This is a genomic window from Paenibacillus sp. FSL H7-0943, from assembly GCF_037963265.1.
In the GTDB taxonomy this organism is placed as follows: Bacteria; Bacillota; Bacilli; order Paenibacillales; family Paenibacillaceae; genus Paenibacillus_AQ; species Paenibacillus_AQ odorifer.
Genome location: NZ_CP150148.1, coordinates 2,982,563 through 3,000,283, shown reverse-complemented (window position 1 = coordinate 3,000,283; position 17,721 = coordinate 2,982,563). Strand labels below are relative to the sequence as shown.

The 17,721-nt window shown below is 41.9% G+C and carries 18 protein-coding genes; 4 read left to right on the top strand and 14 right to left on the bottom strand.

From position 1 onward, the window contains the following. The first annotated feature begins 97 nt into the window (after positions 1–97). Complete coding sequence (locus NSQ55_RS12985; RefSeq protein ID WP_076279085.1) at positions 98–826, top strand: SDR family oxidoreductase; 729 nt, start codon at positions 98–100, stop codon at positions 824–826. A 171-nt stretch (positions 827–997) separates the two neighbouring features. Here NSQ55_RS12985 and NSQ55_RS12980 read toward each other — a convergent pair whose 3' ends face one another. The 8 genes from NSQ55_RS12980 to NSQ55_RS12945 all read right to left on the bottom strand — a co-directional run bounded on the left by NSQ55_RS12980 (position 998) and on the right by NSQ55_RS12945 (position 9,698). Beyond that, positions 998–2,389 carry an alpha/beta hydrolase-fold protein gene (locus NSQ55_RS12980; protein ID WP_339173760.1) on the bottom strand — a complete coding sequence of 464 codons (1,392 nt, stop codon included), beginning with the start codon at positions 2,387–2,389 and terminating at the stop codon, positions 998–1,000. Between the two features lie 360 nt (positions 2,390–2,749). Next, positions 2,750–2,875 (bottom strand): hypothetical protein, encoded by a 126-nt coding sequence (locus NSQ55_RS12975; protein ID WP_339173757.1) that lies wholly within the window; start codon positions 2,873–2,875, stop codon positions 2,750–2,752. 14 nt (positions 2,876–2,889) lie between these two features. Further along, positions 2,890–3,612: a sensor domain-containing protein gene (locus NSQ55_RS12970; RefSeq protein ID WP_076280779.1), complete on the bottom strand. Its 723-nt coding sequence runs from the start codon at positions 3,610–3,612 to the stop codon at positions 2,890–2,892. A gap of 155 nt (positions 3,613–3,767) precedes the next feature. Beyond that, positions 3,768–4,907: a toxic anion resistance protein gene (locus NSQ55_RS12965; RefSeq protein ID WP_339173753.1), complete on the bottom strand. Its 1,140-nt coding sequence runs from the start codon at positions 4,905–4,907 to the stop codon at positions 3,768–3,770. Between the two features lie 24 nt (positions 4,908–4,931). Then, a complete protein-coding gene (locus tag NSQ55_RS12960) occupies positions 4,932–6,620 on the bottom strand; it encodes a VWA domain-containing protein (RefSeq protein WP_339173750.1) in 1,689 nt (562 codons plus the stop codon). A 13-nt stretch (positions 6,621–6,633) separates the two neighbouring features. Continuing rightward, complete coding sequence (locus tag NSQ55_RS12955) at positions 6,634–7,377, bottom strand: hypothetical protein (RefSeq protein ID WP_339173748.1); 744 nt, start codon at positions 7,375–7,377, stop codon at positions 6,634–6,636. Positions 7,378–7,528: 151 nt separating this feature from the next. Then, complete coding sequence (locus NSQ55_RS12950; protein ID WP_339173746.1) at positions 7,529–8,770, bottom strand: molybdopterin-dependent oxidoreductase; 1,242 nt, start codon at positions 8,768–8,770, stop codon at positions 7,529–7,531. Between the two features lie 49 nt (positions 8,771–8,819). Beyond that, on the bottom strand, positions 8,820–9,698 hold the full coding sequence (locus NSQ55_RS12945; RefSeq protein ID WP_339174505.1) for a LysR family transcriptional regulator: 879 nt from the start codon (positions 9,696–9,698) through the stop codon (positions 8,820–8,822). A gap of 115 nt (positions 9,699–9,813) precedes the next feature. Between NSQ55_RS12945 and NSQ55_RS12940 the strand changes: the two genes are divergently transcribed. Further along, positions 9,814–11,103 carry an adenylosuccinate synthase gene (locus tag NSQ55_RS12940; RefSeq protein WP_076189928.1) on the top strand — a complete coding sequence of 430 codons (1,290 nt, stop codon included), beginning with the start codon at positions 9,814–9,816 and terminating at the stop codon, positions 11,101–11,103. A gap of 142 nt (positions 11,104–11,245) precedes the next feature. Here the strand turns inward: NSQ55_RS12940 and NSQ55_RS12935 are convergent, their stop codons facing one another. Together NSQ55_RS12935 and NSQ55_RS12930 are read right to left on the bottom strand one after the other, a co-directional pair. Further along, the gene (locus NSQ55_RS12935; protein ID WP_036686376.1) at positions 11,246–11,434 is read right to left on the bottom strand and encodes a hypothetical protein; all 189 of its coding nucleotides are present in this window, start codon (positions 11,432–11,434) and stop codon (positions 11,246–11,248) included. Between the two features lie 119 nt (positions 11,435–11,553). Further along, positions 11,554–12,795, bottom strand: a complete 1,242-nt coding sequence (locus tag NSQ55_RS12930; protein WP_339173744.1) for a stalk domain-containing protein — start codon at positions 12,793–12,795, stop codon at positions 11,554–11,556. Positions 12,796–12,962: 167 nt separating this feature from the next. On the opposite strand from NSQ55_RS12930, the gene NSQ55_RS12925 reads away from it, so the two are divergent. Together NSQ55_RS12925 and thyX are read left to right on the top strand one after the other, a co-directional pair. Further along, a complete protein-coding gene (locus NSQ55_RS12925) occupies positions 12,963–13,499 on the top strand; it encodes a GNAT family protein (RefSeq protein WP_339173743.1) in 537 nt (178 codons plus the stop codon). Beyond that, positions 13,496–14,212: an FAD-dependent thymidylate synthase gene (gene thyX, locus NSQ55_RS12920; protein ID WP_038570515.1), complete on the top strand. Its 717-nt coding sequence runs from the start codon at positions 13,496–13,498 to the stop codon at positions 14,210–14,212. The genes NSQ55_RS12925 and thyX overlap by 4 nt, the downstream gene beginning before the upstream one ends. Positions 14,213–14,265: 53 nt before the next feature. Here the strand turns inward: thyX and NSQ55_RS12915 are convergent, their stop codons facing one another. From NSQ55_RS12915 to NSQ55_RS12900, 4 genes are all read right to left on the bottom strand, one after another. Further along, on the bottom strand, positions 14,266–15,672 hold the full coding sequence (locus NSQ55_RS12915) for a GNAT family N-acetyltransferase (protein WP_081391841.1): 1,407 nt from the start codon (positions 15,670–15,672) through the stop codon (positions 14,266–14,268). Positions 15,673–15,753: 81 nt separating this feature from the next. Then, a complete protein-coding gene (locus NSQ55_RS12910) occupies positions 15,754–16,134 on the bottom strand; it encodes a hypothetical protein (RefSeq protein ID WP_339173738.1) in 381 nt (126 codons plus the stop codon). A gap of 279 nt (positions 16,135–16,413) precedes the next feature. Then, positions 16,414–16,908: a PQQ-binding-like beta-propeller repeat protein gene (locus NSQ55_RS12905; RefSeq protein ID WP_339174504.1), complete on the bottom strand. Its 495-nt coding sequence runs from the start codon at positions 16,906–16,908 to the stop codon at positions 16,414–16,416. Positions 16,909–16,996: 88 nt separating this feature from the next. Then, entirely contained in the window at positions 16,997–17,374 is a 378-nt protein-coding gene (locus NSQ55_RS12900) for a hypothetical protein (protein WP_339173735.1), read from the bottom strand. Positions 17,375–17,721: the final 347 nt, after the last annotated feature.

Genomic DNA, 17,721 nt, shown 5'->3' with positions numbered 1-17,721 from the left:
TACGAAAAAAGTGCGTACTGTGCAGGTTATATTTTATAGCTAATAATAAAAAACAGAACTTAATAAGTCCAATTAACTATGAACGGAGAAGATAAATATGTCCACTATTTCATTAAAAAACCAGCGCATCGTCATTATTGGAGGAAGCTCCGGAATAGGGCTTGCAACTGCCAAACAAGCGGTAGAACAAGGTGCAGCTGTCATAATCGCTGGGCGATCACAAGATAAATTAGAGAAAGCTCAACAGCTTCTGGGATTCGATTCTGTTGAAATTCATTCACTAGATAATCAAAATGAACAGGACTTGAAGGATTTCTTTGAAAAAATCGGCGTTTTTGACCATTTGTTCACTCCGGGAGCCTCCTATGTTAGAGGACCGATTACTTCTAGCTTGGAGATTGCACACAGTTGCTTTAATGCAAAGTTCTGGCCGCAATATAATGCTGTAAAGCATGCCATCCCTTTTATCAACCCTACAGGCTCCATTGTTCTTATGTCCGGCGCATTCAGCCAACGTCCACTTGCAGACGGTGCCTCCTATGCAGCTTGTAACGGCGCGATTGAAAGTCTGGGAAAAGCATTAGCAGTAGAATTGGCTCCGATTCGGGTAAATGTCATCTCCCCTGGAACCATTCATACCAACTTTAATTGGGAAGGCGCAGAACAGGAAACTAGAGACAAGGCTTACGACGAATATACGAATATCAATATCCTTGGCAGGGTTGGTCATGCCGACGAAGCAGCACATACAACGATTTATTTGATGACCAATAGCTATACAACAGGAAGTACTTTATTTCCGGATGGGGGATATATTTTGCGATAAAAAACAGCTGAGTCAATAAGTTGGAACCGCTACTTATTGACTCAGCTTCTTTAGTTTAAAGAATCAGGGAGGAATTCCCTGATTATCAGCCAGGGGATCATTTCCCCTTAGTTACGATCATAGTAAATTCAAAAAAGGAGCATAATCTCAGTTGAATTTTAATTTCTATGACTACTTCGTATTAAAGATTATACTTATGGAATCCTCCTGAATCTCCTTAATTGTATATATACCGATTTTTTCAGCAGCGCTCACTAACGCTGAGATATACTCAGGAGTTGAATTTAATTTCCGAGCAGAAAGCTTCAGGTTAATGGAGAACTCATCCCCATGCTCGTCAACATCAAGAGATTTCACATAAACTTTAAATACCTTTACATAATGCTCATAGTTAACCAAATGCTCTTCAGTAACACCTTGAAATGAAACATTTACTTTCAAGGATTCCGGCTTCAGGAAGCTCACCTTACCTGCCTTGTCTACCTGCCCTACTTCAGGATTCAACACTTGATATTCAACTCCGTCAAGGATTGTAAAATCCATCCCGTTATCCATAGTGACTAGTAAATTAAGACGTATATCGATAGCTTCTGGTCCGATTAATGTCAGATAGTCACTTACTTCATGCTTGATCGTTTGTCCAGCCTCTTTCCCGGCGAACATAATCAATGGACTATGTACACGTCTATTCCATGACTTCTCTTCATGTGTACCCAAAGGGTCCATCTGAAAGAATAGATCCTTCCCTAATACAAATCCCTTCGACTTTAGTACAGTCACAAGCGGATCAATTGGCATTCCTTCGGTTACGCCCATGTCGAGCCAAATCTTCAATGCAGGCTTCCCGGACTCTTTCGCCAACTCATCCAATATACGTCCATTGCTTACCCAAGTGGCAGGGGATAAAGCCCCTATCGCTGAGAAGGTCTCCGGGTGCTGATACCCCATCCATAAAGCCTGAATAGCACCGAATGACGATCCCATTATCATCCGGTGATCCCGATCGGGAATGGTCCGGTAAGCACCATCAACATAGGGAATAACTGTATTGATAAAATATTGGGTAAATTCGGCTGCACTCGCTCCATCCGAAGGAATAGACTCATCCGGAAATGGAACATACTCCATTCCCCGTTCTGATCCATCACTTGAAGCGACTCCTATCACGATAACCTTCTCCATGGTTCCATCAGCAACGAGCTGATCAATGATCTCCTCAACTCTCCATTCTTTGCCTAAAGAGCTGGTATTTGTATTGAAAATATTCTGCCCATCGTGCATATACACAACAGGATAACGCTCACTGTCAGCTTCATACCCTGCAGGTAAATAAACAAATATTCTCCGCTCACCTATATTTTCTATGTACACAGTACCTTTTGCCGCCCCCACATTGGTTGGGTTCTCCGATGCATTAGAAGTATTGCTTATCGTTGGATTGGGGGTTGGTGATGTAGCAACTTTTTCATTTACATTTTCGTTACTGGAACATCCCGAAAGCGCTAACAAAACTAATACTGCAAACCCCAAAAAGCTCCATCTAAATAATCCATTTGAATGCATAGAACCCCTCCTGATTTTTGTTCAAACGTTTTCACAACTCTTATTATACAGGATTTATATGGGATTATGAACATTTTTTCACAAGTTGGGGAGCGTTATAAAGCGCTCAAGTTTAATTGTATTTCATACAACTATAATCAAACAGAAGGCTCGATCACTGGATATAAGTGTATTTCGTGCAGTTATTTTCTGAAATTACTCCCTTATAAGTAGATTCTCTAGTTTTTAGTTGTATAAAGTACAGTTAAAGTCAGGATTATTCTTTGGGCTCTCGAAATAACTGCACAAAGTACAGCTATTTCGCAGATTCCTTCAACATCCGACACCAAAAAAATCAAAGAAGCAATCAGTCAGCTTCCACTAGCTCATCATTTGCAAAAGCAAACCTCCCCGCAGACCAAAAACACCAGACAATGATTCTTCACGAACTGAAGGATCATTGTCTGGTGTTTTATTCAGATTCAGAAGGGGTTGTTTTTGAGACAATCACTTCTTTCCAATTAGTACTGTTGTCTTTCCTCGTAGGATACGAACAGCATTCTACGTTGCACATCCATAAGCATACGAATTACCCAACTTGCTAACAAGGCAACAACAAATCCAGCTACTACATAGGAGATATATTGTTGGGATAATGTCCAGTCGATCTGGAACAAAGCAAACACACTATTCTCTAAAATGTTCAAATCCATGGTTTGCAAGAAAATCTGGTGCAGCACAGGTAGTGTAATCAGGCCCAGTGCAGCCGCTACTACAGTTACTGTTATTGAAAAGAAAATAATACTGGATACGAATCGACCCATAATCAGCATAACGTTACGGGCAAACTTCGCTCCATGAAAACCTAACTTCATTCGTTGCAGGAAGCCCGCTCCCTCTAGCTGCATATCCGATCTGGTCTCTTCACTAGGTCTAGGAATATCTAACAATGATCTGACCAGCTCTTGCTCAAATTGTACGATGTAATCCAATCCCTTAGCTACTGCAAAAAACAAAGGAATTCCGATAAATATTGGGGTTAACGCAATGGATAACGTCAGCCCTGTCACCATAAACACGAAATATACAATCGTAAGCGGCAAAGAGATTAAGAAGTATAAAATACTCCGATATGTCTTTGGACTTGCTCCACGTTTGCGCGTTTTAGATTGGGGTTGTGATTCTGCTGGAATATGCATGGAATCAAGAGCTCCCATCGGCATAGTGTATAACTTATCATTCATTTCTATTGTCCTTTCTCTCACGTTTTTCAATTAATCTCATTATACGTGGGAAAAAGAAGGCTCAAAACAGTCTTGGGGCTGGAGTCATACCAGACTAAAGGCTAGGATTTGTTGCTTCGAAGCGCATAATTAACCAGATTTATGATTTTGCTAGGCTACAACCCCAACTTATTTCCCTTTTCCAGCCGCACAATCTGCTGTTCGCCATTATTTGCCAGCTCTCTGAACTGATTAATGGTTTCACGCATTTTGGGGAGAGCTTCCTGCTTATAAGTACTGATGGAATCGAGAGCGGATAGCACATCTGTAAAAGCTTGCTTTAATGTATCCACTGAAATACTTGATTCTAACGACTGTTTATGGATTTCCGCCCCTTGGTTTTTCAACATTTTTGAGGTACCGCTGATCAGGCTATCGGTGGTTTGATTTAAAAGTTCGATCTTTTTCAAAACAATTCGTTGATTATACAGCGCACTAGCTACCGTAACCGATATTTTCAAGGCAGATACGGTAACATTTCTAGCTCTGTCCACCCCTCTGATCAGCTCTTTATTATTTCGAATAACCACTTCTATGGCCATAATTCCTTGTTGATTCACTACAAGCATCTGTTGCAAATCCATGACACGCTGCCGCAACGGAAAAAGCACTTCTTCTGTAATGAACCGAACTTTCTCCTCATCCTCATCACGCAGCTTAGCGGCTTCCAGTTGCGTCTCTATCTCCTGATCCATCAGCATGCCGAGCTGAATTTCTTTTTGTAGCTTTTTTGTAAGTTCCCGAAGTGCCTGTTGCTCAAATTCCAGCGTAGTATTATCGTTCTTCAAAACGGTCTTACCCTTGTCTAAAGAAATTATAATATCTGAAATGACAGCATCCGCCTTTTGATATTTAGCAAAATAACTACGTAATGGATTAAAGAACTTCCCAAGAAAACCCGTCTTGGCAAAATCTACTGCACTGGGATCCAAATCCTTCAGCTGGAGATTAAGCTCCGTCAAACCTTTTGCTACTTGGCCGCCTTCATCCCCTGTCTTTGATAAATTCCCCACTGAAACCTGCAACAGGGAGTTTTTGTCCGAAGAGGATCTCATCGTTTCCAAACCGAAGCTATCAATGGATTGCAGCACCGCTTTCCGCTTATCCAGTGACTCTAAATTCAGATCCAGAATGGAGGAGACATTGTTTACTGCCAGTGTTTTCAGTTGTGATACTTCCTCAGGCTCAGGTTTGACCTGCTCTTCAATTACTGATTTCAGCTTTTCCTGACTTACGACTTCCATAGTAAACGACATAGAACCCCTCCTATAAAAAATAGCTTACATTTGAACATTGAGCAGGTTGCCGATTTTATAGACTACATCATCTGTATCTGCATTGATGTTGGCCGCTTCATTTATACTCGAAATACTCTCAAGCGCCTTGATATTCGCATTGTAGCCAATCGTGTAAATCGGGATTTTGTAGGTCTCAATAAGACCTCTGATATCATTCAAGGAATGCCCTTCATTGGTCTCTCCATCACTTAATACAAAGATCAACGGCTTCAAATCCGGATTTAGCTGTAATTCCGTTTGAAGCATATGGATGGCTACCGCGATCCCGTCAAAAGTAGCCGTCCCCCCATTTGCTTGTAGACTGTCAATCGCACCAACAAACATGGACTGCTGGTTCGTGTCATATTTTCCAATCGGAAGATTGATTGTAACGTTATCAGAGTAAGAGACAAAACCAATGCTGTTATCCTTGCCCAAGTACTTCTGGCCTGTTAATAAAGATTGCTTTAAGCGGTTCAAAGGTTCCCCGTTCATACTTCCTGAGACATCTGCCACAAATACTGCGGCGATAGGTTTATTGCCATTTTTCTTCTCTTTCCACAGCTTCTGAGCTGAGGATATGAGACTGCCATCCACTGTACTAAGCTCTGATTGGTAATCATTAAGACCATTGAAGCCTTTTTTCTCACCCAGCTCCTGGTATTTATCCTGTTCAACAAACTCAGCAAACTTCTTAATAATATCGAGTTTTTCCTGAGGAAGATCACCCAAAGCATAAAGCGGGCTGTCATGTCTTACACCAAAAGGAGTGAATACATACCCCCCTTTCAAATCTGTTGCATTCACAAAAATCTGGTATTCTAAGACAAAAGCATCAAGCTTACCGGTTTTTGCAGCCTCTCGCATCTGTAAAGTGGTTGAGGCAATAAAGGGAACATTTGCTTGGAATTTCTCAAAGCCCTGCACCGCTTGCTCACCAAGTAAGTCTGAACCGCCAAACGTCCCAAGCGCTGTTACCAGAAAGTTTAAACCCGTAGAACTGGCAAAAGGGTCGGTATAGCCCATTGATAATTCATTATTTGCTATGGCGTCTGTAACCGTCTTAACGTTTAAAGAACCGTATTTCTCTATTAGTTCATCATATTTCGCCTTACTGGTAACAATACCAGCTACATTTCCTACAAGGCGTTTAGTGATTAGCTGAGTGTTCATCCCGTTTGCTTTTACCATTTCGCCCCACAACTCATTTGATGGGGTAAAGGCATCTGGCACATACTTCCCAGATCTTATGTAATCTGTCGCTGTACCTGAAGCAATATTACGGATTTTCACAGAAACGTGAATCCCGTTCACCTCAATATTAGAGTTGTTAAAATCTGTGGCAACTTCATTTAGCCAACCATCATTACCCGTTCCTGATTTCTCTGTAGAAGAGAATATCTCTACAAAGCTATCTGTTGTATTGTCTACGGATACAGGAAACTTTGAGATATCTGGTAATGAATCCCCAATCGCAACAGGATCCAGGTCAATCTGGCCTTTAATTTGCTCAGCAGTGGTCACGTTTATGTTCTTATATAGCTTCTCAAGCTGCTTCCCCGCATCTTCGGAAGAAATCTGGGTTTTGGTTTTTCCTATATTAGAAGTCAAGGTGATTCCAAAATACACGAGAGCAAAAACTACCACCGTAATGGTCCCTAAAACTGCTACTGTTTTTCCTTTATTAGCCATACACATCTCCCCTTCATTGCTTATAGAATTTCGTCTGCTTGATCAGCTCATCGATTTCCTTCATACAAGGCATCTCTTCAACATCTGTATAATCTGTACTGTCAAGTAGCGATATTTCCAGCAGCAGCTTATCCAGCTTCAGCAGAATCTCTTCATTTGCCCCAAGATACCCTGTTACGTAGGCTAAATATTCATTGTACAAAGCTGTCTTTTTTTGCACCAGTTTATCTGAGAACTGCGAGGGTCTATGCTGGCTGGAGAAAAGGGTGAACTCTGAGGCATCAAATACACTGAGTTTATTCAGAATCCCTCGAATGTTCAGGTAAAAAAGCTTTGCTACTTCATAACTGACTGCATTAAATTTTTTGAAGCTAAGTTCAGTGGATTCGAATCTCTGACCTAAAACATCTAACAAGGTACTTCTCTTCTTTTCCATCCGGGATATCTGATCTAGAGCAAGCGCAATGTCTTTTTTCAGCACTTTGACATTTTTGTATTGAGTAAGCGCGGCTATATAATCCTCATAAGATTTCAGTGTTTTCACAGCAGGGATAGATGAAGGTTTAAACAATAAAATATAACTTCCGTAAAGAACAACAAGTAGACTAACAAACAACAATGTCACACCTAAAGCTATTTCAAATACACTGGTTCCTCCGATTTCCACCCCTAATAAACCTGGTGACAACACGATAATGTTCAGTAGTACCACACCGAGAATAAGTCCCAACAGCTTTATGGCTCTAAACCCGTTCATCACAACCACCTCCTGCATCCAGTCACTTCTATTGTATGGAGCAATTTCTGTTATTACGTCTCTTCATTTGCTATATGCTAAAAAAATAAGGAATTAATCAACAAAAAAACCTTAACAGGCAATAAGCCCATTAAGGTTAACGATCCCTATTTTATACCCACGCATCATTTGAATACCCGCGTTGCTCCCAATATCCCGTATGATCGCCTTCGATCAGCTCAATCCGATTCAGCCACTTCACAGACTTGTATGCGAACATCTTCGGAACGATTAACCGTACAGGACCGCCGAGATCGCTAGGAATCGGCTTTCCATCATGCATTACCGCGACCAGCACATCATCCATGTCGGCTTGTTCCAATGTGAGCGTATCCGTGTATACACCATCACCCGAATAGAATTTCACAGTCTTAGCTGTGGGCTTCACACCGGCCTGACTCAAAAGATCTTTTAGCTTGATTCCTTCCCAGGTATTCTTATAGACTGACCAGCCTGTCACACAGTGAAAATCACTCACCTGAACGGTCCGGTTCAGCTTTACGAACTGTTCCCAGTTCCACTTGAAATTCTGCTCCACAAGCCCATCTATCGTAAAAGACCAATTATTGTTCGTAAACTCCGGAATCGGAGTGACTGTATAAACACGGAATTGACCTTGCGCCCCTCCTCCGAGAGGGGGTGAGGATGCCGCCAGTGGCTGGGGTGCAGGCAACAACTGATTACGATCACTTTCGATCAGCTTATCAATTGTTTCGCTGCCCCCGATATTTCCAATTGAACTGCCGAGCCATTTTATAAACGATGGACCTATAGTGACCGCAAGCCCAACACCAATCGATCCGCGTATGAAAGCTCTACGTGTATAAACCGGCTGCGGGGTTTCCCGATGATTCGAAGGGCTACCTGTCTCAATGCCGCTTTTCACTACTCGCCGGCTCGGTTCTTTAAGCCATTTTACCCGAGTCAAAGAATGATAAATAATATAAGGAAGGCCTATCCAGGTCAATAAGTCATGGACGACCAGAGCAACGTTCGATACATGTGGACCCACCACGCGGAATTGCCAGAGTAGTACTCCTGAAACGAACCAACCGAGCAGCAATGAAAGTACAACGATTACATTAAAACGTTGCCAAGGCCGTTCCTTCAGTTGTTTCCAATGTTTCCCTGCCAGCAGCAAATAATAAATAACCGGAATAATCGAAGCGACACCGACCACGATATGAAGCCCTTTGATCCATACTCTGCCTTCCCCTAAGAAGCCACGCCAGAAGCCACCTACAAGCACAAGTCCTGTGAGTGTGAGCAACACAACCAGCCAGCCATTCCAGGTATGAAGCGCCCGAAGCTTTTTCCCGTATCCCTTTCGCAGCCGAGCCAGTAAAGGATTCATTACCTTTCCTCCTCTTCACTATGTATGCTCTAATAGCTCTTTCCTGATTCTACTCTAATAATGTTAGAAAAGACTTTGAAGCAGCTGTAAGAGGAACTCCACGCAGGGTAGCAATTCCTATGTTACGTTCTGGCAAAGGTGGGTCCAGAGGAATCTCGACAAGCTCACCTTTTTTCAATTCTTCGGTTACGTAATCACGAATAACAAAAGCAAGGCCAAAACCACGTTTCGCAAACTGAACAAGCAAATCCACACTTCCCAGTTCAAATTCAGGTGTAATTGTCAGATAATTAGAAGCTAAAAACTGATCCATATACTTTCTGGTGCTGCCACCCGCTTCTAAGCATAACAACGGATACTGCTGAATGTCTGCAAGCGGCATGGTCTTGTCCGCCAAATGACGAAAACCTTTGCCCCCTACCAGGCAATCTTGAAGCTGAGTACTTTTGCGAAAATCAATCTGTTTATCAGATGTCGGCAAGCTGACGATACCAAAATCAATTTTCCCTTCTTTTAAAAGCGTAAGTGTTTCTGGTGTCGTACGATTCGTAATATGAATGCGGATATTGGGAAATTGTTCATGAAATTGCTCCAAATAAGGCAACAGATAATATTTGCATAAGGTATCACTTGCTCCGATATGAATCTCGCCGCTGTTCAGATTGTTCATATCTGCGATCGCTCTTTCGCCCATGTCTACATGATGAAAGGCTTGCTCAATAAAGCTTAGCAGTACTTTTCCTTCTGTTGTTAGATCGACCCCGCGAGAAGTGCGAAAAAATAACGGGCCGCCCATTTTTTCTTCCAATTGTTTAATCGTGTGACTTACTGCCGGTTGTGTAATATTGAGTCGTTCTGCCGCAGCAGTTAAACTCCCAGTATTCGCTACCCAATAAAAAGAGCGATACCACTCCAAATTAATGTCCATCCCCACGTCATTACTCCACCTTATAATAGATATAACTTATATCAATTTTTCTAATGATTTAACTAGCATTATACTTAGTCCTGTAGCCAAAAACAAGCTTGGGAGGCGAAAACGCGTGACCGTAATTGCAATTGTAGGAGCAAACTGGGGCGACGAAGGAAAAGGAAAAATGACGGATGTGCTAGCTGCACAATCTTCCTTTGTCGTTCGTTTTCAAGGTGGTAGTAATGCTGGGCATACCATCATAAACCAATATGGAAAATTTTCATTGCATATGCTGCCATCTGGGGTATTTTATCCTTCCGTTACAAACATTATTGGACCCGGAACAGCACTTGATACAGAAGTATTAATAAAAGAATTGAAAGCTTTAACGGATAGAGGTGTGCCAAAGCCTAGATTATTCGTATCCGAACGGGCGCAAATCGTGCTTCCAATCCACCGTTTGTTTGATGAACTAGAAGAGGAACGTCTGGGATCTCAAGGATTCGGTTCAACAAAACGGGGAATCGCACCATTTTACGCAGATAAATATGCAAAGCTAGGCATACAGGTAGCGGATTTATTTGATACCGCCCGACTTGAGAAACGTCTTGAACAATTACTCGCTTCCAAAAATATCTTACTTGAGCATTTATATAAGAAAGCGCCGATCCAAATCTCGGAATTAATGATTCAGCTGCAAGAAGAAGCTGCACAGCTAGTGCCTTATGTAGCCAATACAACAGACTTGCTGCAAGAGGCTTATGCCAAGGGAGAGACTATCTTACTTGAAGGTCAGCTTGGGGCTCTGCGTGATCCTGATCACGGTATTTATCCTTACTCCACCTCCTCTTCAACACTTGCCGGGTTTGCACCTGTCGGTGCCGGTCTTCCTGCAGCAGCTATCACGAATGTCATCGCTGTAACCAAGGCCTATTCCAGTTGTGTCGGCGCTGGACCTTTTGTTACGGAATTAGAAGGGCCCGTTGCGGATGAACTTCGTACAAGAGGTGGCGATGCCGGGGAATTCGGGGCTACGACTGGCCGTCCTAGACGTATGGGCTGGTTTGATGCTGTAGCTACTCGTTACGGTTGCCAAATGCAGGGTGCCACTGAAGTCGTGTTGACTAATCTTGACGTGCTTGGTTATTTGGATGAGATTCCAGTTTGTGTGGCTTATGAGCTTGAAAATGGAGAGATCACCGACAAGTTCCCGGCTACGAATAAACTGAACTCTGCAAAACCGATATTCACGCATTTATCTGGCTGGAACTGCGATATCTCTCAGATCACCGACTTCGAAGATCTGCCAGAACAAGCTAAGCTTTACATTGATTTTATTGAAACCTCTATTGGCACGCGTATTACTACGATTTCCGTGGGTCCTAGACGCGAACAGGTCATTAATCGGATAACGAAATAATCATATACGTACTAAATCTCTGTAGAATTTAAAAGAAGCGCCTCTCTTATTAGAGAAGCGCTTCTTTATTTTATTCATGAGAAGGGCTGCCTCATACGTAGAAAAATCCACTTTTGAGACAGCCTCTTTTTGTGTACTCTTTTTAAATCAACACGGCATCCACTTTCGTCTGCGGAGCCTTGTCACAGCGTTTACAGACCTTAACGACTGCTCCATCCGTTTTTTTCTTGGGATAAAGCAGCTTAATACGGGTGTTCTGACAGATTGGGCAAGTGCCCCTCCCCCTTGATGGTAAATTCCAAAGTGCATGTCCACGTTTTGACTTTGCCATGAATAAACCCCTCATTTCGGCCAACAATAGTCAACACTTTAATTCTGAAAGTGCTTCTCCAAAATGATATGTCGCAAAGACAGGCTCTATGACTAAAGTAACGCAGAAGTTAGGAAGAATTAATTCGTATAAATCATGGAGACAACACCGTTCGTAAAGGTAACATAGTTATAATTACCATACTGCCAGGTCTCCACTTGAATGCCACTACCTGATAGTGTGGATTTACTTATTGGCTTACCCCAACTAAACTCCACTTGCTGCTTGGTCATCCCAGTAGCAACTATGCTCTTTTTAATCTTACTCCAAATCGCATCCGACCACTTATAGGTCTTAAATGGATCCGTTGTTAAGAAATATTCTTTATTTCCTAATGTACGGATCAACTCATCCCCCGACATTGTATAAGAGTTAAGAATTTGCCCCGTCGATAAAACCTTAAATGAAATGGCGAATTCACCTTCATAATCAGGTAGAATATCTACAATAGTGACTTTTTGGAACTTATAATCGGAGTCGAATTGATTGAGCCAATATGTTTTTCCAATGAACTTAACGAGGTTTCCTTGTTCTTCCTTCTTAAAAATCTGCGCAGTTTGTTTCGTATAGGCGAACAACTCTGCTTTGCCGAAGTAGATCTCCATCGTCTGATAATTTCCATCCCAAATTAACTCTGCTGACAGTGCAGTCTTTAAAAGCGTGGCAGGAAAAACTGTAGATCCGTCGATCTTTTGCACCTTACCACTCATTTTGACCTTCGCACCATTCACCATTGCAATATCGCTTCCGAGTTGAAGCTGTATTGGCAAATCACCTAGACGAATGCTAAAGGTTTTAGTTGCTGTATTAACTTGGACTGTTGCTCCCAACGTTTGAAAAACCGATTGAACCGGCAAATACATTGTTCCATTAACAAATGCACCTTGATCAATATCATGGTCCGCACTGATCGAAACTTTTATTGTTTTGGAATCTGATCCTGAAATGACCGTTACGTTCGTTTCTCCTACCGCTAAGGCTTTCATTGTGCCATCGGCTTGCTTTTGCAGCAAATAAGGCTTTTCAATTACGACATTTGCTTGAGCTAACGGAACGCGTTCGGAAATGCCATCGGCATCTTTAGCATAGATTTGTACCGGAACATTGTCCCCAACAGTGATTTCGGTAGCATCCATCTGAAAAATCAAATCTTCAACCTGCGGATTGCTTTCATTGTATGATGACGAAACTGAACTGGCACTTCGTAAAATACTACCTTGATCGTAATCGACGTTACGCGTATCTGCCGCCTTCACTGTATGTATTGGACCCAACATAGATACTGCTAACGCTGCAGTGATGCTCCATTTAATAGCTTTCATTTTCCTTACATCCCCCTCTAAATATATAAACCTTAATTACTGTATCACAATTCCACAATTTTACTAGAGAAAAATTTACAGAAATATTTTTTTGTATTTCTAGTGAATTTACTCCGTGATAATTACAGAGTCTTCCATTATAATCATGGATTAGGAGGTATTAACTCATGGAAATAATAGCCGACAGATTGATATTAAGAGATTATACAAGCGATGATTTTTCTTTTTATGAAGAACTGGAACTTAATCCTTTGTCTCACAAATATGAAAACACCGCACCAGATGCAAAACAAATTAAAGAGAACTTCCTTTCGATTCTGACTCAGACTACCTGCGATCCGCGTGAGCATTATGATCTAGCAGTATGTACAAAGCAAAATAGAACCCCCATAGGCAACGTAAGTATAAAGTTAAATTGGGAAGAGATCAGAGAGTGGGAGATTGGCTGGGTCTTACTGCCGGAATACTGGAAAATGGGCTATGCGACAGAAGCCGTCAAAACACTGATAGGCTACGCCTTTAGCTCTCTTAATGCCCATAGAGTCGTTGCCTATGCCAATGCAGAGAATCTTCAATCTGAAAAAGTTATGATTAGAGCAGGAATGATTAGGGATGGAATCCTAAGAGAGACTAGATTTTGCAATCAACAATGGTGTGACGAACTCATTTACTCTGCTTTGGAAAAGGAGGCTACATTAAATTGACAACAATCAAAGTTTTAAATGAAGGTTATGTAAGATTAGTAGATCATATGGGCTCAGATTTAACGGTTGCTAACGCTGCGCGTGTTTCTTATGCAAAACAATCTTTTGAGCTTAGTGATCGGGATATTAAACTAATAAAATTCCTTGCCCGTGAAGGACATACCTCTCCTTTCCGCCATGCCATCACTCAATTTGAGGTTTATGCCCCATTAATGGTTGCGAGACAGTGGTGGAAATACGTAGTCGGTTCTGCTCATTACGAAGGTACTGGAGATAGCTTGGAAGCCTGGAACGAATCCAGCCGCAGATACATAACAGAAGAACCCGTTTTTTATCAACCTGCTGCGGGAGAATGGAGATCCAAACCAGAGAATTCCAAACAAGGCAGTGGTGACATCATTGCATGGGAGCTTGGTGAAAAATACACCCGCGAGCTTCAAGAATACACCGAGTTAGGATTATCTAAGTATGAAGCCGCTTTAGCAGATGGTATATGTGCTGAACAAGCAAGACTGTTTCTACCTGCTTATGGATTATTCGTTCGTTGGTACTGGACAGCTTCAGTTCAATCTGTAGCCCATTTTTTAAATCAAAGACTGGAGCATGATGCTCAGAAAGAAATTCAGGAGTATGCAAAAGCAATTTTATCGCTGATTGAGCCACTATTCCCTGTCTCTTTTGATCAGCTGCTGACAACCGGCTCTGTAGATTAATTTATTTCCTTATATAAAAAAGAGCCGCCAAACCCTTGGCGGCTTTTCCCTTTTTACACTACCAACCCTCGTATAACTTCAAACTCGTCCCTACTGACTTCAACGAACCCGAGTGATGTATATAAATTCGTAGCACGTTCGTTTTCGATCCGATGGCCAATAACGATTTTGTCACAATGATGTTCTGCTTTAATATAACGAATTAAGGTATCCATACCCGTTCTGCCTAAACCCCTGTTCTGATATTTCTGGTCAATCATAAAAGCCATAATCCAATAACTTCCATCCTCAGGATCTACGCTATACACAGAGAAACCTACCAATTCTTCATCTGCGTATAAAGCGAGCGGGGTCATACCACAATAAGCTGCTTCTGCTAACCAATAGACCACTGGTACAGGAAAAATAGCCTTTTGCTCATCCGATACTTCTAATTGAGTACAAGCGTACCAGTTTTTTTCAGTGATATCCTTCAGCACTATATGTGCTTGAAAGCCGGTTCGTAATCGGTCACAAACTCTTTCTAATTTCAGTTTAAGCTGTTTCGCCCAATCCGGGAAAATAGAATCATCCGTATTCTCCATACACCGAAGTAATCTAGCAAAACTGTATAAGTCTGCAAATCTTTGAAATTCAGGTATCAACTTCATATACTCATCATCTAGCTGCTTAACCGATCTATATCCATTAATAAAATGGTCAATGTTTCTTCTACTCTCATTATCATCCGATTCCGTCAGGTCTCTTAACGCCGATGTAATATCCATCGCAAACCAGTGATACATAGAGTCATCAAAATCGATGGCACTGTAGCGGGATTCTTCTTGCATATAAAAGATATTATCCATCTCAAAATCATAATGTACGAGCCCAGTATGCCCAACTCCAAAAGGAAGCTCTGATAGCCAAGCTTCAATCCGCTCATATTCCTTAAGCGCCTTATGCTCCTCAGGATGCCTGCTCAATACGGAGTAAATAAAATTCAATGAATCGACCCAGCTTTTGCGATAAGGTGTGCTCGGTGCATAGGTTTCCGAAAAATTATGCAGACGTGCAAGCGATTGGCCCCATTGATAAAAATGAGGTTCCTTCATCTCATCAAGTGAAACATATTCACCCTGGGCCTGTTCAAAAACTACCCCGTGGTATCGCCCGTGATCCGTTAACAACGTTTCAATCCAATTGCCAGACTTAGAACGCACTGGAGAGACAGTCTCATAACCTTGTTCTAATAAATACATCATAAAATCCAGCTCTGCCTGGATATTGTCTGGAGAATTATCCTCTTCATGAGTAAACCTTAAATAAAAGCGGTTACCATTCCACTGAAAGGTATAAATAAAATTGCTGCTGGCCCTTACCATCTTTAAGGTTCCAGGCTCATGATTCCAATACTTAATCATCTCTTTAGCAGGAAGATCGTTCTCCGTTCCCCGCACCATGTTCATTAAAGTCATCATTGTCCGATAGTGCCTCCTGCTTCATGACGGATTTGATTTTGGGTTCCCCCATTAACATTATCGGTAAATTATTCTATTAAATCAAGGGAATTTGATAGGCTCTATTATTTCTGAAAAAAGAAAAGTGTTCAGCTTAAACTTCAGTTTGTCATACTTGATTTCAAACTCAGCATGATCTCCGATAGCATGAGAAATCTGCACACTTATCCCCAGCGTATTCTCCGTCAAGTACCACCTTATATCCGCTTCACTAGTATCTGCGTGCTGAAGTGAAGTCAACAATTCCTCATCTGATCTTTCAGTAAGAATATTCTTTTGCTCAATAATATCGGATTGAAGTTCGCTTTGCTTCAGCTCCTTCAAGTTAGACAAAGATCTGGCGCTTTCACCAATCGTTTCCCAGTTGAATTTCTCCCCCAGTACTGTTGTCCAACCTTGGGACTGCCCGATGGAGATTTGCAAATGAAGTTCCCATTATTCAACCAGCTACTATTTAAAATTTTTCAGGTTGTAACCGCACGAGTTCCCATTTAGGCTGCATCTTAGCCGTCCAATAGGAGGACAGGACGTAAATCACTTCATCATTTGCCAAAATCACCGAATGAATGGAACCTTTGATTGCGGTCTCCGCTAAATGCACTCCTTTTTGGGAAAAAATATCAACAACGGAGTAGCTTTCAATCGAGTTATCCATTAAGCGACTTTGAATAACGTTGCCGCATCGGCCGAGAATTGGCTGAGTTATTGCAAAACCTTTAGTTTCCGCTCTCCATAGCTGTCACCGTCTCGCGTTAAACAAATGAATTCCCCGCCGGTCAAATTTACGTATAAATTACCGTCAGCGCCCAGGGAAGGGCTGGTGTCAACGTAACTTTCCTCCGGTTGGTATATCCATTTCACTTCGCCATCCGGAGCAATGGCATATAACTGGCTAGAAAGACACCAATACATAACCCCATCCTGATCTATGACAGGGGGACGGTGCCCTTCTCCTTGACCCATCCGTTTCTCCCACAACAACTCTCCATCAGGACTAAAAACATAAAGTTTGGAATTCACATTTTGACCAACATATATGATTCCTTCACGGGAAATAACCGGATCGCACCAAAATATGGACGAGCACTTGTAAACCCATCTTATGGTTCCATCCGCGTCAAAAGCATAGAGTCTCCCAATAATTTGTGACTCATCTTCATATGTACACAGGTAAATATGCCCTACGCTGTTTACCACCGGCCTGCCATACGGCACACCATCCACTGCGGTCTTCCAATTTATCCGGCCGTTTTCGTCAACCGAAATGAGCTGATTATCTTGAATGTTATTGGTCGCAACCAAAATGGAGGCTGGGCTGATCAGCGGGGGGAGACATAAGGGATGCCTTAGTCTCCAATAGCAGCTCCACGGTGTCAGATTCAAAGCAAACCCGAAACAGTTTGCCATATTGATGATTAAGCTCGAAATCACCCTGCCCCACAGCCAAAATGGCTCTCCCTTGTTCATTCACTGTAAACGAGCTTAATCCATATGAAAAATCCGGCCGCCCCGAGTCAACAACTCGCTTCAAAACTGAAAGCGATGTTGGAGCTCTGAATCGGGATTGTCTGGTCCAATTCGCCTCAATGGGATGAATGGCTAATGGACGATAGCTGCCTTGTTGAAAACCGCCTATTCCTTCGTTGTTATTATAATCGACCATAATTTTCCCATCCTTTGTTATATAAGTTAAGGGATACAAACTGGAAAATTTGTATCCCTTAAGCCTAATTAAAATCTTAGCTAGGCTGGTTTGGTCAAACAAGTTATCCGAGCCGGACCAGTTAAGGTCGAATTTCCCCGAGTCTTTGGACACATTGAATTCGTCGTAGCGATATCGTGTGATATGCTCACATTAATGAATCATCATCATAAATTCAACGTAAAAAGCGAAAAACTGCTTCCCATAACATGGATTAGATGTGTTGATGGTTGAACGAAGGGTTCATTCGGCAGTGGGTACTGGGGCGGGCTATAACTAATAAAAGAAACCACATGGAGTATTATTCA

Excerpts from the sequence above, each read along its gene's own strand:
- NSQ55_RS12985 (WP_076279085.1), top strand. The coding sequence starts at position 98 with ATGTCCACTATTTCATTAAAAAACCAGCGCATCGTCATTATTGGAGGA.
- NSQ55_RS12980 (WP_339173760.1), bottom strand. The coding sequence starts at position 2,389 with ATGCATTCAAATGGATTATTTAGATGGAGCTTTTTGGGGTTTGCAGTA.
- NSQ55_RS12970 (WP_076280779.1), bottom strand. The coding sequence starts at position 3,612 with ATGAATGATAAGTTATACACTATGCCGATGGGAGCTCTTGATTCCATG.
- NSQ55_RS12965 (WP_339173753.1), bottom strand. The coding sequence starts at position 4,907 with ATGTCGTTTACTATGGAAGTCGTAAGTCAGGAAAAGCTGAAATCAGTA.
- NSQ55_RS12960 (WP_339173750.1), bottom strand. The coding sequence starts at position 6,620 with ATGGCTAATAAAGGAAAAACAGTAGCAGTTTTAGGGACCATTACGGTG.
- NSQ55_RS12955 (WP_339173748.1), bottom strand. The coding sequence starts at position 7,377 with ATGAACGGGTTTAGAGCCATAAAGCTGTTGGGACTTATTCTCGGTGTG.
- NSQ55_RS12950 (WP_339173746.1), bottom strand. The coding sequence starts at position 8,770 with ATGAATCCTTTACTGGCTCGGCTGCGAAAGGGATACGGGAAAAAGCTT.
- NSQ55_RS12945 (WP_339174505.1), bottom strand. The coding sequence starts at position 9,698 with ATGGACATTAATTTGGAGTGGTATCGCTCTTTTTATTGGGTAGCGAAT.
- NSQ55_RS12935 (WP_036686376.1), bottom strand. The coding sequence starts at position 11,434 with ATGGCAAAGTCAAAACGTGGACATGCACTTTGGAATTTACCATCAAGG.
- NSQ55_RS12930 (WP_339173744.1), bottom strand. The coding sequence starts at position 12,795 with ATGAAAGCTATTAAATGGAGCATCACTGCAGCGTTAGCAGTATCTATG.
- NSQ55_RS12925 (WP_339173743.1), top strand. The coding sequence starts at position 12,963 with ATGGAAATAATAGCCGACAGATTGATATTAAGAGATTATACAAGCGAT.
- NSQ55_RS12915 (WP_081391841.1), bottom strand. The coding sequence starts at position 15,672 with ATGATGACTTTAATGAACATGGTGCGGGGAACGGAGAACGATCTTCCT.
- NSQ55_RS12900 (WP_339173735.1), bottom strand. The coding sequence starts at position 17,374 with ATGGTCGATTATAATAACAACGAAGGAATAGGCGGTTTTCAACAAGGC.